A 12,970-nucleotide genomic window follows, 5' to 3' on the forward strand; every position below is an offset into this window, starting at 1 on the left:
CAGGAGACTTGCATCAGGAGGCTTGCCGGCGGCGCGGATCGAGGCGGGCGGCGAGCCCGTCGCCCAGGAGGTTGAGGCCGAGCACGGCTGCCGCGATGGCGAGGCCGGGGGCGAGCGCGAGATGCGGCGCCTGGAGCAGGTAGGTCTGCGACTCGGCCAGCATCCGCCCCCAGGTCGGGGCCGGCGGCGGCAGGCCGAGCCCGAGGAAGCTCAGGCCCGCCTCGGTCAGGATCGCCATGGCGAGCTGGATCGTGACCTGGACGATGACCTGGGCCGAGATGTTCGGCAGGACGTGCTCGAGGGTGATCCGCGCCGTGCCCTTGCCGGCCATCCGGGCGGCCATGATGTACTCGCGCGCCCAGATCTGCATCGCCGCGCCGCGGGTCACCCGGGCGAAGACCGGGATCATGAACACCCCGATGGCGACGATGGCGGTGAGCGCGCCGGGGCCGAGCAGCGCGCCGAGCATGATCGCCGACAGGATCGGCGGCAGGGCGAAGAGCGCGTCGCAGATCCGCATCAGGACCGCGTCGAGCGTGTGGTTCGCCGCCGCCGCGACCCCGGCCAGCGTGCCGAGTACCGCCCCGACCGCCACCGCCGCAAACGCGGTGGTGAGCGAGTTGAAGGCGCCGCGCATCAGCATCGAGGCGACATCGCGCCCGAGATGGTCGGTGCCGAGCAGCCCCGAGACCAGGGGCCCTTTCAGCTTCCGGAGGATGTGCATCCGGGCCGGGTCCTCGGGGGTCCAGACCAGGGACAGGAGCGCGATCCCGACGAGGCAGGCGGTCAGGATGCCGCCGACGAGGAGTGCACGGCTGCCGGGACGCCAGCCGCGGCGGAGCCTCACGGCCAGGGCCGTCATGCGCGCCTCCTCAGGCGGGGATCGACGATGGTGTAGAGCAGGTCGACCCCGAGATTGACCACGATGACGATGGTGGCGAAGACCATCACGACGTTCTGGATCACGATCAGGTCGCGCTGAGCCAGGGCCTGCCAGGCGAGCCGGCCCATGCCGGGCAGGGTGAACACGTTCTCGACCAGCACCGCGCCGCCGATCAGGAACGAGATCTGAAGGCCCAGCATGGTGATGACCGGCACCAGCGCGTTCGGGACCGCGTGTCGCCACAGGGCGCGGGACACCGAGGCGCCCTTGGCCCGGGCGGTGCGGACGAAATCCTCGTTCATCACCTCGACCACGGAGGCCCGGGTCACCCGGGTCAGCACGGCCGATTGCGGGATGGCGAGGGCGAGCGCCGGCAGCAGCAGGGCGCGCAGGCCTGCGCCGGGCACGCCCCAGCCCGGAAAACCCCCGGCCGGCAGCCAGCCGAGGCCGAGCGCCACCACCATGATGAGCAGGAGCCCGATCCAGAAATTCGGCACAGCGATGCCGGCCTGCGCATAGAGGGTGGCGGCGCCATCCGCCACGCCGCCGGGACGGGCCGCCGCGGTGACCCCGAGCGGCAGGGCGATGCCGACGGCGAGCAGCACCGCGAGCCCGGTGAGGGGCAGCGTCACCGCCAGCCGCTCAAGGATCAGCCCGCCCACCGGCACGCCGTAGGTGTAGGACACCCCCATGTCGCCGGTGACGAGCCCGCCGAGCCAGCGCAGGTAGCGTAGGACCGCCGGGGCATCGAGCCCCATCTGGGCACGCAGGGCCGCCAGCGTCTCGGGCGTCGCCGAGGTGCCGAGCATCGCCGAGGCCGGATCCCCCGGCACGATCTCCATCATGCAGAACACCAGGATGGAGATCAGCAGGAAGGTGGCGGCGAAGCCGGCGGCGCGGCGGAGAAGGTACCTCAGCATGGGGTGAACTCAAGCATTGGGAGCGCTTTGCGGTGATCGGACTGAGGGGCGAGAGTAACCGCCCTTGATGCATGAGGCGCAGGTTGTCCCCTCCCCCCTCTGCGGGGGAGGGTGCCCCACGGCGAGTGCGAAGCACTCGCACTGGGGCGGGAGAGGGGCAGCGCGACGCTGATCGAGAGAGCGCCCGTCAGACCGGTTCCGGCTTTTCCGGAAGCGGCGTCCCCTCTCCCGGCCTGCTCGGCAGGCCACCCTCCCCCGCAGAGGGGGAGGGAAAAGCCTGCGCCCTTTCTCGTCTCGGGACAGCCTTGCCGCCCGCGTGAATCACGTCTGACAGAGGCCTGCCCTACTCCGTCCAGCGCACCTCGGTCAGGTCGTTCGACGGAACCGGCTCGTTCTTCCAGAAGCCCGTGAGCTTGGCCCGCCACACGCTGAGCTTCGGCAGCACGAACAGGAACAGGGCCGGCACGTCCTCGGCGAGGATCTCTTGTGCCTCGCCGTACAGCTTCAGCCGGGTCGCCTCGTCGGTGGAGGCGGCGGCCTTCGCCACCACGTCGTTGAAGGCCGGGTTCTTGTAGCCGAAGTAATAGGGGTCGTTGGCGTAGATCGCGATGTCCATCGGCTCGGCATGCGCGATGACCGTCATGTCGAACTTGCGGTCGCGCATCACCTCCTGCACCCATTTCGCCGGAAACTCGGTCGGGACGATGTTCATCGTGACCCCGACCTCGGCAAACATCGCCTGGAGGATTTCCGCCGTGCGGGTGGCGTAGGCCATCTGCGGTGACTTGAAGCTGAAGGTCAGGCCCTTGGCGTAGCCGGCCTCGGCCAGCAGCGCCTTCGCCTTCTTGGGGTCGTAGGGGTAGACCCCCGTCAGGTCCTTGTAGCCCGGGTCGTTGGGCGTGTAGTGGCTGCCGATCGGAGCGCCGTAACCCGAATAGGCCCCCTCGATCAGGAGCTTGCGGTCCACCGCCATCATCAGCGCCTGGCGCACGCGCTTGTCGCTGAAGGGCTTCTCGGCGTTGTTCATGCCGGCCACGACCTTCATCTCGGTCAGGCCCGGCTCGGCGGTGAAGGCCTTGTCCTTCTGGAACGCCCCGTAGAGTTCCGGCGCCGGCAGCAGCGGATAGGCGTCGACGTCGCCGGCCCGGAGCGCCGCCGCGGCGGCCTGGGGATCGCCGATGAAGCGGAACGTCACCTTGTCGAGATGGACCGGGCGGGCCTTGTCCCAGTAATCGGGGCTGCGCGTCAGCTCGACCCGGTCGCCCTTGCGCCAGGCGGCGAAGCGGAACGGCCCGGTGCCGACCGGATTGCTCTTCAGCCCGTCGCGCGATTTCGGTTCCACCATCACCGCCGCCGGCTGGCCGAGCCAGAACAGCAGGTTGCCGGAGGATCTCGACAGGGTGAGGACCAGGGTCTGCGGATCGGGCGCCGTCACCTCGCCGATGACCGCGTAGAGCGCCTTCTGCGGGTTGACCGAGCCCGGCGCCCGGATCGCGTCGAGGGCGAATTTCGCCGTGTTGGCGTCGAACGCCTCGCCGTTGTGGAACTTGACGCCTTGCTGGAGTGCAAAGGTGTAGGTCAGGCCGTCGGGCGAGATCGTCCAGCTCTTGGCGAGCTGCGGCTGCACCTTGCCGTCGCGGTCGATCCGGGTCAGGCCCTGGAACACGTTCTGCCACACGACCTGGCCGATCACCGTCGGGGCGGCGCTGGTCGGGTCGAGGCCCGGGGGCTCCACCGGCATGCCGAGCACGAGGTCGGTGCGCGGCGCGGCCTGGGCGAAGCCCGGCAGGGCGAGGGCCGCCAGGAAGGCGCCTGCCACGAGGCTGCCGGCCAACCGACGGGAGACTGAGGAGCGCGTGAACAGGACCATGGAACCCCTCGGTTTGGCGTTGACCCGGCCGTCTTATGTCGTGCGGCTCGATGCTGCCGCTAGGAGATCAGGATTTTTGGTGTGGCCGCAACAGCGATCTGGTGCGCACCCCGTAGCCGAAACCGCTACACCTCGGCCCCTGCACAGAAATCCGGCATGTGATGCTCCAGAACCCCCACCAGCTTGGCGGCGGCGAAGGAGAGCGGCCGGTCGCGCAGGTGCGACAGGTCGAGATGGGTGCGGATGCGCAGCTCCCGGAACGGCCGCGCCACCAATGTCCCGGCCGCCGCGTCGCGCCGCACGCTGAAGGGCGGCAGGACCAGCACGGCCCGGCCGCGTCGGGCCAGTTCCAGCTGCACCTCGAGGGCGCTGGTGGTGAAGACCGGATCGAGGGCGGACAGGCCCGCCTCGCGCATCTGCGCGTCGAGCGCCTGGCGCACCCCGAAGGCGGCGTCCGGCACCGCCACCGGATGGGCCAGGAGGTCGCGCGGGCCGACCTGCAGGCGGTCGGCCAGCGGATGGTCGGGCGCCATGACGGCGGCATGGTCGACCGGCACGCGGACGCGCACGAAGGTCTCGGTCTGCGGCGGCGTGAACAGGGTGACGGCAAGATCCGCCTCCCCGTCGGCGAGGGCCTGCATGCTGCGCCCGACGCTCGCGACCACGACCTCGAAGCGCACGTCCGGGTAGGTCGCGGAGAACTCCGCGAGCGCCGGCACCAGCAGGCCCGAGGCCGCCGCCCCACTGGCATAGACCGTCACCCGCCCGGCCCGCAGACCCTTGAGGTCGTCGATCAGGGTGCGGACGTGGTCGAGCTCGCGCAAGGAGCGGGCCGAGCGGGCGGCGAGCAGCTCGCCGGCGGCGGTGAGCCGGATCCCGGTCGGGTCGCGCTCCACCAGCGGCGCGCCGAAATGGTATTCGAGATTCTCGATCTGCCGGCTGATCGCGGTGGGCGCGATGCCGAGCTTTTCCGCCGCCCGCCGCATCGACCCGTGCCGGGCGAGTTCGTTGAAGTAGATCAGGGCCCGCAGCTGCACGTCTCGCACCATCCAGGCGGTCGCAGGTCGTCAGTGCGGCCCGCAGGACGGGAGTACGGCGCGGCGGGGGCGGCGTCCATGCTCCCGGGGCGAGCGAGGCCGGGCCGGGCCGGCGTCAACCGACGGGCGCCTCGTCCATGAGGGCCGCCAGTTGCAGGTCCCGTTCCGACATCCCGCCCGCCGAGCGGATCGGAATCAGGCCGTGGCTCCGATACAGGACCGTCAGCGCGTCCCAATCGCGGAGCACGGCCTCGTAGATGCCGCGATAGAAGAAGGTCTTGGCGGCAATGTCGCGGGCGACGTCCGGGCCGAGCAGGTCACCGGCCGCCGCGATTTCCAGGTAGTTCACGATGAGGTGGAGATAGGAGGAGTGCTCGTCCTGCGCTCCTTGCGGGAATCCGACCGGCATCGATGGGTAGGTCTGCCGGAGGCCACGCCAGATCTCCTGCCAACCGGGCGTGTTCGCGTGCGAGTACCATGTCAGGTACCAGTGCATCTGCTCGTGCAGATAGGTGCAGAGGATCGGGTTCTCGCCGCGGACGCTCGTGTTCAGCGTCAGGACCGGATGGCTGTAGGCCTGCCCGGTCGGAACGATCCTGATCGTCCTGGTATATTCGTAGCGTTCGAGGTCGTAGCGCCCGCGCAGCGCCACGAGCGTGTTTCTGAGGTTTTCGGCAAGCGCCTGCGCCGCCGACAAGTCGATGTCGATGCGATCGTCCATGGTCGGCTCGTCTGTTCCGGACTGCCCTACCCTCTCGCCGCCATCTCGGGCAAGTGCGGCCGACGTCCTCCGTGCGCGATGCGATCCGGATCGTCCGCCGGCCCGGGCAGACCGACCGGCCGGCATGCGTCGGACCGCGACGCGGCCGCCCGGCCGGCTCGGTTCCGTCCGGCCCCCCGGCATGGTAGCGAGGCCATGTCCATCCTCGAACGCAAGCCCGTCCCTGCATGAATCCCATCTTCGCCGACCTGCCGACCACCGTGTTCGAGGTGATGTCGGCGCTCGCCCGCGAGACCGGCGCCGTGAATCTCGGCCAGGGGTTTCCGGACGATCCGGGCCCGGCGGATGTGCGCGCCAAGGCCGCCGAGGCGGTGGTGGAGGGCTGGAACCAGTACCCGCCGATGATGGGGCAGCCCGAGCTGCGCCGGGGGATCGCCCAGCACTATGCCCGCTGGCAGGGGCTCGACCTCGATCCCGACACCGAGGTGATGGTGACCTCCGGCGCCACCGAGGCCCTGGCCGGCGCCCTGATGGCCTTGATCGAGCCCGGCGACGAGGTGGTGCTGTTCGAGCCGATGTACGACGCCTACCTGCCGCTGGTGCGCCGGGCCGGCGGCGTGCCGCGCTTCGTCACCCTGACGCCGCCGCATTTCCGGCTGACGGAAGGTGCGCTGGCGGCCGCCTTCTCGCCGCGCACGAAGGTCGTGCTCCTCAACAACCCGCTCAACCCCGCGGCCACGGTCTTTCCGGACGAGGACCTGGAATTGCTTGCCGGCTTCTGCCAGCGCCACGACACGATCGCCCTCTGCGACGAGGTCTGGGAGCACGTGGTGTTCGACGGGCGGCGCCATCGACCGCTGATGGCGTTTCCGGGCATGCGCGAGCGCACGGTGAAGATCGGCTCGGCGGGCAAGATCTTTTCGCTGACCGGCTGGAAGGTCGGCTTCGTGATGGCCGCGCCCGGGCTGATGCGGGGGCTCGCCAAGGCGCACCAGTTCCTCACCTTCACCACGCCGCCGAATCTCCAGGCGGCGGTGGCCTACGGGCTTTCCAAGGACGACGCCTATTTCGAGGGCATGCGCGCGGACTTCGCCCGGGCCCGGGACCGGTTCGCCGGCGGCCTGACGGATCTCGGCTTCAGCGTGCTGCCGTCCGCCGGCACTTACTTCCTCAACCTCGACATCGCGCCGCTCGGCGAGAGCGACGACGTCGCCTTCTGCGAGCGGCTGGTGCGGCGACACGGCGTCGCGGCGATCCCCGTCAGCGCCTTCTACGCCCACCGGCCGGTGCGCACCATCGTGCGGTTCTGCTTCGCCAAGCACGACGACACCCTCGACCGCGCGCTCGAACGCCTGCGCGGCCTCGCACCGGGACGCGCGGCCTGATGCGGGGCCTCCTTGTTGAACGGGGGCGCCGGGGCCACATCCCGGCTCATGAGCACCACGCACCCGCTCCGGAGCCCCGGGATGACCTCTTCGCAGACGGCCGGCCGCGTTCCGCCCTTCGGGGCGGGCTCCTTCGGCACAGGTTCCTTCGGCACCGGAGCCGAGTTCCAGTCGGGCGGCCCCACGAACGGGCGCTTCCCGCAGGACGACCCGTTCGGCCTGCGGGCCAAGGCCGGCAAGGCCCTGGAAGGCTCGACGCCCGAGCAGGTCATGGCGCGGCTGGAGCTGCTGGCCCACATCCTCGACACGGCGATCCTGCTGCCGGGCAACCGGCGCATCGGCCTCGACGCGATCGTCGGCCTGATCCCGGTGATCGGCGACGCGATCACCACGATGATCTCGTCCTACATCGTCTGGGAGGCGCGTCGCCTCGGCGCGCCGCGCTGGCTGATCGCCCGCATGGCGGCGAACGTGGCGATCGACGGCGTGGTCGGGGCGGTGCCGCTGATCGGCGACCTGTTCGACGCCGCCTTCAAGGCCAACCGCCGCAACGTGCAGTTGCTGCGCCAGCATCTGGAGCGCAGCGGCGGGCTGAAGCCCAGCGTGATCGACGTGACGGCCACGCGCCTCGACTGACCGTGACCGCCCGGCCGGGGGACGCCGCATGAACCAGCGTCCTCCCGTGCCCGAACTCGACGCGATCCCCGTCACCTCCCCGGCGGCGGGCCCGGTCAGCCTGCCGCTGCCGGGACCCACCGGCACCGGACGGCTGTCGCCGCTCAACCGGCGGCGGCTCGCGAACTTCAAGGCGAACCGGCGCGGCACCTGGTCGTTCGTGCTGTTCTGCCTGATGTTCGTCACCAGCCTCTTTGCCGAGTTCATCGCCAACGACCGGCCGATCGTCGCCTCCTACAAGGGCGAGATTCTTTTTCCGATCGTGGTCGATTACCCCGAGGAGAAGTTCGGCGGCTTCCTCGCCCGCACCGATTATCGCGACCCGGTGAACGCCAAGGAGATCGCCGCACATGGCTGGGCGATCTGGCCGCCGATCCGCTTCTCCTACGACACCCACAACCTCGACCTGCCGGTCCCGGCCCCGGCACCGCCGACCTGGATGCTCACCGACGCCCAGTGCAAGGCGGTGGCCGAGAAGACCGGCGGCGCGACCTGTCGCGACATCGAGTGGAACTGGCTCGGCACCGACGACCAGGGCCGCGACGTCGTCGCCCGGCTGATCTACGGCTTCCGCCTCTCGGTGCTGTTCGGGCTCACCCTGGCGCTGGTCTCCTCGGTGATCGGGGTCTTGGCCGGCGCGGTGCAGGGCTATTTCGGCGGCTGGGTCGATCTGGTGTTCCAGCGCGTCATCGAGATCTGGACCGCGATCCCGTCGCTCTACCTGCTCATCATCATCTCGTCGATCATCACGCCGAGCTTCTTCGTGCTGCTCGGAATCCTGCTGCTGTTCTCGTGGGTGTCGCTGGTCGGGGTGGTGCGGGCGGAGTTCCTGCGGGCGCGCAACTTCGAATACGTGCGGGCGGCCCGCGCGCTCGGGCTCTCCAACGCCCGCATCATGTTCCGCCACCTCCTGCCCAACGCCATGGTGGCGACGCTGACCTTCCTGCCCTTCGTGCTGAACGGCTCGATCACCACGCTCACCTCCCTCGACTTCCTCGGCTTCGGCCTGCCCCCGGGCTCGCCCTCGCTCGGCGAGATGCTGGCCCAGGGCAAGGCCAACCTCCAGGCGCCCTGGCTCGGGCTGACGGGCTTTGCGGTGATCGCCGTGACGCTGAGCCTGCTGATCTTCGCAGGCGAGGCGGTGCGGGATGCGTTCGACCCGAGGAAGACGTTTCGGTGAGGGTCGTTGGCGAATGGACGCAATCTCTCCGCGACGGAATCTGATACCCTCCGCGTCATTCCGGGGCCGCGCAGCGGAGCCCGGAATCCAGACACTCGGTTGAGACAGGATAGAGCGGAACGCTGCCCGTCTTGTTCTGGACCATCAGCGGTTCTGGATCCCGGGCTCCGCTGCGCGGCCCCGGGATGACGCGGAGGATGGCAGGCCCGGCGAGAGAATGCCGTCCTCCCCGCCCCTCACTTCGCCGGATCGACCAGCGTCAGCTTGCCGGTGAACGGCTGATCCTGCTTCGTCGTCGCCGTGCAGCCATAGGTGTACTCGCCCGGCGCGATGGTGCGCAGGCGGATCGCGCCCTTGCCGTTGGCCTTGACCAGATAGGCGTCGTTGCTCGCCACGTGGACCACGTCGCCGTCGTGGTGGAGCACGTTCTTGTTCTGGAAGATCTGCGGCGCGGTGAGCGACACCTGCAGGGTCGACTGGTTGGTCACGTGCAGGTCGACATTGGTCTGGGCGGGCAGGCGCAGCTCGGCCGGGGCGCATGTGGGTACGCCGTTCTCGGCGGTGATCGTCACCTCGACCGGCGGCATCGCGTCGGTCTTCGGCGGCGGCAGGTCGTTGGCGGCGCGCGCCCCGCCCGACAGGGCGACGGTGAGCAAGGCGGCGGCCGCAGCAGTACGGGCGGGAATCGGCATCGGGGGTTCCTCTCGTGAGCGTGGATCGAGGTCGAGGCCAGAACGTCAGGTTGCGCCCGATGTTTCCTCGCGCGACCCGATGCCCGAGGTCGCCGCCGGCCCGCAGGGCGCCTATAGCTGTGCTCGACCCGGGGACCCGCCCGAAGAGGATCGCCCATGCTCACCCTCGACCATCTCGTCATCGCCGTCGCCGATCTCGACGCGGCGTTTGCGGATTACGCGAGCCTCGGCTTCACGGTGATCCGCGGCGGCGAGCACCAGAACGGGATCACCCACAACGTGCTGGTGGTGCTGGAGGACGGCGCCTATCTCGAGCTGATCGCGTTCCGCAAGCCGGAGCCCGGCAATCGCTGGTCCGACGTCTATCACCGGGCCGGCGAGGGCTTTCTCGATCACGCGCTGCTCCCCGGCGACATCGAGGCCGACGTTGCGGCCGCGCAAGAGCGCGGGCTCGACATCGAGGACCCGGTGCCCGGCGGCCGCTTCCGGCCGGACGGCGCCCGCCTCGACTGGAAGACCGCCCGGGCGCCGGGCTCGGACGTGCCGTTCCTGTGCGGCGACGTCACGCCCAGGGGCTTGCGCGTGCAGGAGGGCGACGTGCGCCGCCACGCCAACGGCGTCACCGGAATCCGCTCGCTCACGGTGGCGGTCCGCGACGTCGCGGCGTCCCGCGCCCGCTACGCTGCCCTCCTCGGCACCGGGGCCGGCGCGCCGATCGTCGAGGCGGAGATCCTCGGCGGGCCGGCCCGCGCCGTCACCCTGCCGCTCGGGCCCGCCACCACGGTCACGCTGGCGAGCCCGACGGGGACCGGCGGCGCGTTATCCGAGGCCCTGGCGGCGCGGGGCGAGGGCCCGGTGGCGGCGGTATTCCGGGCCGACCGGGATGGGGGCGATCTCGACCTGCGACTCACCCACGGGGCGCAGCTCGCGATCGCGGCGGGCTGATCCCGCCGCACTGCCGTTCCGCTGCGGCACCCTATATCGGATGAGCCGCGACACCCCGCCGGGACCGCCGAGCCCGGTTTCACACGGGGCGGATCCGCCCCCTCCCCCCTCCCCCGATCCCGCATGATCCCCACCACCGATCCATCCCAGGTCGATTCGACCGCCCACATCATCCAGGTCGCCCTGACGCCGGTCTTCCTGCTCTCCGGCATCGCGACGCTGCTCAACGTCTTCTCGACCCGCCACGCCCGCGTCGCCGATCAGGTGGAAAAACTCTCCGACCGGGCGAGCGAGCGACCCGGCGACCAGGCCCGGCTCCGGGACCTGCGCCGGCGCAGCCTCGCCCTCGACGTGGCGGTGGTGATCGCGGCGCTCGGCGGCGTCGCGATCTGCGGCGCGGTGCTGACCTTGTTCGTCGGCACCCTGCGGGACGCCGCGGTGGCGAGCGTGCTGTTCTCCCTGTTCGGCGCCGCGATCGTCTGCACGCTCGCCTCGCTCGCCGCCTTCGCGGTCGAGATGATGCTGGCGAGCCGCACCGTGCGCACCGAGGTCGCCAAGCAGCAGCAGGAGGACGAGGAGGAAGAGCGCGTGCGCTGACAGCGCGGAACCGGCGCGGGCGAGGTCGGTTCCCCCGAGGAACCCTTTCCCCCAACCCCGGAGCCCGCCATGCCGACCGAACTCCCCAACGAGCGCTCCCTCCGTGCGCCCGGCACGATGGAGCTCGACCCGTCCGGCGACGGCATCGCCCTCGACGAGACCCGCCGGCTGATCGCCTCGAACAAGGTCGAGGGCACCGCCGTCTACGATCGCAAGGGCGAGCATCTCGGCAGCGTCTACAACTTCATGGTCGACAAGGTGACCGGCCAGGTCGCCTACGCCGTGCTGTCCTTCGGCGGCTTCCTCGGCTTCGGCGAGAGCCACCACCCGGTGCCCTGGAAGGCCCTGACCTACGACGTGCGCCTCGGCGGCTACGTCATCGATATCGACGCCGACACCCTGGCCGGCGCGCCGCGCCACGGGCCGGGCGAGGACCCGTTCACCGATCCCTCCTATGGCGGGCGCCTCGACGATTATTACGGCGGCCGCGCGCCGACGATCTGAGGCGACCGTGAGCGACGCGGGACAGCAGGGACAAGACCCGCCGCCCGGCGAGGTCGCCCGCGGAGCGGGTTTCGCGGTGGCGCCGGGCACGGTCAAGCGCCCCGGCGTGCTGGTGGCGATGCCGTTCGACCGCGCCCTGCTGGCCCGCTTCAAGGAGACGTTTCCGACCGCCCGCTGGCGGCGCAAGCTGCGGCGCTGGTTCGTGCCCGGCACCACCGCCGAGCAGCGGGCGGATGCCTGGATCGCCCGCGAGATCTCCGCCCTCGACGCCTACGGCGACGACAAGGGCCGCGACGCCTACGCCTTCGAGCCGCTGGAGAGCCCCTACCTGACGGCGGAGCCCGCGGCGCTGCTCGTCCGCACCCCCTATTCGCGGGCGGTGGTGGATACCCTGCGCACCATCCCGTTCGCCGCCTGGGCGCCGGACATCCGGGCCTGGCGGGTGCCCTGGCGCTCCTACGAGGCGCTGAAGGAGGCGTGGCCGGTGATCGAGGCGGCGGCCATCGAGAACGAGCCGGCGGCCCGGCGCGCCCGGCGCGAGGCCGCCCGCAACCCCGCCGCCGAGGCGGAGCGACGGCGTCGCCGCCACCCGGTGCCGCGGGGCGATGCACCGCCGCTCGGCGCGGCGGTGGAGGTGGCGGAGGGCGTCGTGGTGTTCGAGGCCCTCGACGACGCTCCCATCACGGAGACCGAGGCGCTGGCCCACTACCCGGCGATCACCGTGCCGGGCCCCCTGGTCTGGGGCTGGTGGCGAATTCCGACCCTCAGTGAGATCGCCGAGACGGTGCCGGCGGCAGCACCGGATGCGCCCGGCCGCGGCTGGTGGCCGGCGACCCGCGCCGGCCTGGAGGAGCGCCTGCGGCGCCTGCGCGAGACCGCACGGGCGCAGGAGACCCGCAAGCGGCGGGCCGAGGCGGCGACGGAGAGCCGCGAACCCCGCTAGAGCGCTTCACGATCGCATTGCGATCGCGAAGCTCTCTCGATCTTCGATTTTGCCGCATTTTCTGCGACGAACCGGCATCCGCTTCGTCGGAAAATGCTCCAGACCTTGGCTTTTAGAACTTGCCGCCGAGCCCGACCGAGCCGCCCGAGCCCATCGTCGGCGACAGGCTGCCGCCGTTGCTGCCGCTCGGGCCGCCCTCGCCCTCGATGTCCTCGCGTCGGATGCGCCGAGGCTGGGCGGTCAGGGTATCGCCGCCGCGGGTGCTGCTCGGGACGTTGAGGCGGCGGGTCGGCTCGGTCGCGGCCTGGGCGAGGTCGCCGCTGCTGCGGGCCGGCAGCTTCACGTCGCCGCGCAAGGAGGGCGGCGGGCCGACATCGCCCGCCGGCAGCACGCCGCCGACCTGGCCGAGGGGATTTTGGATGCAGCCGCCCGCGAGCGCGGCCACGGCCACGACGAGGCAGGCTCTGGACAGGACGGACATCGGCAACTTTCCGGGTTCCTGAGGGGCCGCCCGCCGGAGAACGGGGAACGGCGTTGACGAACCTCTAACGGCCGAGGCGCCCGAGCGCCAGCCACGCCGCCCGCTCCGGGGTGGAACCCCGGTGCTTTGCCGGGCTT

14 protein-coding genes are annotated in these 12,970 nt (G+C 71.0%); 7 read left to right on the forward strand and 7 right to left on the reverse strand.

Annotated features, from left to right (window positions below; genetic code table 11):
- Window positions 1-13: 13 nt before the first annotated feature.
- The 5 genes from AC3AOF_RS26205 to AC3AOF_RS26225 form a co-directional block, all read right to left on the reverse strand.
- A complete protein-coding gene (locus AC3AOF_RS26205; RefSeq protein WP_488346918.1) occupies window positions 14-862 on the reverse strand; it encodes an ABC transporter permease in 849 nt (282 codons plus the stop codon).
- Window positions 859-1,803, reverse strand: a complete 945-nt coding sequence (locus AC3AOF_RS26210; protein ID WP_488346919.1) for an ABC transporter permease — start codon at window positions 1,801-1,803, stop codon at window positions 859-861. Before AC3AOF_RS26210 ends, AC3AOF_RS26205 begins: the two co-directional genes overlap by 4 nt.
- A 343-nt stretch (window positions 1,804-2,146) precedes the next feature.
- The gene (locus tag AC3AOF_RS26215; protein ID WP_488346920.1) at window positions 2,147-3,673 is read right to left on the reverse strand and encodes an ABC transporter substrate-binding protein; all 1,527 of its coding nucleotides are present in this window, start codon (window positions 3,671-3,673) and stop codon (window positions 2,147-2,149) included.
- Window positions 3,674-3,798: 125 nt separating this feature from the next.
- Complete coding sequence (locus tag AC3AOF_RS26220) at window positions 3,799-4,710, reverse strand: LysR family transcriptional regulator (RefSeq protein WP_488346921.1); 912 nt, start codon at window positions 4,708-4,710, stop codon at window positions 3,799-3,801.
- Window positions 4,711-4,825: 115 nt separating this feature from the next.
- Window positions 4,826-5,431 (reverse strand): hypothetical protein, encoded by a 606-nt coding sequence (locus AC3AOF_RS26225; protein WP_236988079.1) that lies wholly within the window; start codon window positions 5,429-5,431, stop codon window positions 4,826-4,828.
- 227 nt (window positions 5,432-5,658) lie between these two features.
- On the opposite strand from AC3AOF_RS26225, the gene AC3AOF_RS26230 reads away from it, so the two are divergent.
- From AC3AOF_RS26230 to AC3AOF_RS26240, 3 genes are all read left to right on the forward strand, one after another.
- Window positions 5,659-6,816, forward strand: coding sequence for an aminotransferase (locus AC3AOF_RS26230; protein ID WP_488346922.1), 1,158 nt, complete (start codon window positions 5,659-5,661; stop codon window positions 6,814-6,816).
- A gap of 81 nt (window positions 6,817-6,897) precedes the next feature.
- Entirely contained in the window at window positions 6,898-7,452 is a 555-nt protein-coding gene (locus AC3AOF_RS26235) for a DUF4112 domain-containing protein (RefSeq protein ID WP_488346923.1), read from the forward strand.
- Window positions 7,453-7,480: 28 nt separating this feature from the next.
- Window positions 7,481-8,671, forward strand: coding sequence for an ABC transporter permease (locus AC3AOF_RS26240; RefSeq protein WP_488346924.1), 1,191 nt, complete (start codon window positions 7,481-7,483; stop codon window positions 8,669-8,671).
- Window positions 8,672-8,907: 236 nt separating this feature from the next.
- On the opposite strand, the gene AC3AOF_RS26245 is transcribed toward AC3AOF_RS26240, so the two are convergent.
- On the reverse strand, window positions 8,908-9,363 hold the full coding sequence (locus AC3AOF_RS26245) for a cupredoxin domain-containing protein (RefSeq protein WP_236988076.1): 456 nt from the start codon (window positions 9,361-9,363) through the stop codon (window positions 8,908-8,910).
- Window positions 9,364-9,519: 156 nt separating this feature from the next.
- Between AC3AOF_RS26245 and AC3AOF_RS26250 the strand changes: the two genes are divergently transcribed.
- The 4 genes from AC3AOF_RS26250 to AC3AOF_RS26265 all read left to right on the forward strand — a co-directional run bounded on the left by AC3AOF_RS26250 (window position 9,520) and on the right by AC3AOF_RS26265 (window position 12,352).
- On the forward strand, window positions 9,520-10,308 hold the full coding sequence (locus AC3AOF_RS26250) for a VOC family protein (protein ID WP_488346925.1): 789 nt from the start codon (window positions 9,520-9,522) through the stop codon (window positions 10,306-10,308).
- Between the two features lie 123 nt (window positions 10,309-10,431).
- Complete coding sequence (locus tag AC3AOF_RS26255; protein WP_236988074.1) at window positions 10,432-10,905, forward strand: DUF2721 domain-containing protein; 474 nt, start codon at window positions 10,432-10,434, stop codon at window positions 10,903-10,905.
- Window positions 10,906-10,974: 69 nt separating this feature from the next.
- Window positions 10,975-11,409, forward strand: coding sequence for a PRC-barrel domain-containing protein (locus AC3AOF_RS26260; RefSeq protein ID WP_236988073.1), 435 nt, complete (start codon window positions 10,975-10,977; stop codon window positions 11,407-11,409).
- Window positions 11,410-11,416: 7 nt separating this feature from the next.
- Window positions 11,417-12,352 (forward strand): hypothetical protein, encoded by a 936-nt coding sequence (locus AC3AOF_RS26265; protein WP_488346926.1) that lies wholly within the window; start codon window positions 11,417-11,419, stop codon window positions 12,350-12,352.
- A gap of 112 nt (window positions 12,353-12,464) precedes the next feature.
- On the opposite strand, the gene AC3AOF_RS26270 is transcribed toward AC3AOF_RS26265, so the two are convergent.
- Window positions 12,465-12,833 (reverse strand): hypothetical protein, encoded by a 369-nt coding sequence (locus AC3AOF_RS26270; RefSeq protein WP_236988071.1) that lies wholly within the window; start codon window positions 12,831-12,833, stop codon window positions 12,465-12,467.
- Window positions 12,834-12,970 lie beyond the last annotated feature (137 nt).

This window comes from Methylobacterium sp. 142-1Y (assembly GCF_057747795.1).

Coding starts and splice junctions, on each gene's coding strand:
- AC3AOF_RS26205 (WP_488346918.1), bottom strand. CDS start 862: ATGACGGCCCTGGCCGTGAGGCTCCGCCGCGGCTGGCGTCCCGGCAGC.
- AC3AOF_RS26210 (WP_488346919.1), bottom strand. CDS start 1,803: ATGCTGAGGTACCTTCTCCGCCGCGCCGCCGGCTTCGCCGCCACCTTC.
- AC3AOF_RS26215 (WP_488346920.1), bottom strand. CDS start 3,673: ATGGTCCTGTTCACGCGCTCCTCAGTCTCCCGTCGGTTGGCCGGCAGC.
- AC3AOF_RS26225 (WP_236988079.1), bottom strand. CDS start 5,431: ATGGACGATCGCATCGACATCGACTTGTCGGCGGCGCAGGCGCTTGCC.
- AC3AOF_RS26230 (WP_488346922.1), top strand. CDS start 5,659: ATGAATCCCATCTTCGCCGACCTGCCGACCACCGTGTTCGAGGTGATG.
- AC3AOF_RS26235 (WP_488346923.1), top strand. CDS start 6,898: ATGACCTCTTCGCAGACGGCCGGCCGCGTTCCGCCCTTCGGGGCGGGC.
- AC3AOF_RS26240 (WP_488346924.1), top strand. CDS start 7,481: ATGAACCAGCGTCCTCCCGTGCCCGAACTCGACGCGATCCCCGTCACC.
- AC3AOF_RS26245 (WP_236988076.1), bottom strand. CDS start 9,363: ATGCCGATTCCCGCCCGTACTGCTGCGGCCGCCGCCTTGCTCACCGTC.
- AC3AOF_RS26250 (WP_488346925.1), top strand. CDS start 9,520: ATGCTCACCCTCGACCATCTCGTCATCGCCGTCGCCGATCTCGACGCG.
- AC3AOF_RS26255 (WP_236988074.1), top strand. CDS start 10,432: ATGATCCCCACCACCGATCCATCCCAGGTCGATTCGACCGCCCACATC.
- AC3AOF_RS26260 (WP_236988073.1), top strand. CDS start 10,975: ATGCCGACCGAACTCCCCAACGAGCGCTCCCTCCGTGCGCCCGGCACG.
- AC3AOF_RS26270 (WP_236988071.1), bottom strand. CDS start 12,833: ATGTCCGTCCTGTCCAGAGCCTGCCTCGTCGTGGCCGTGGCCGCGCTC.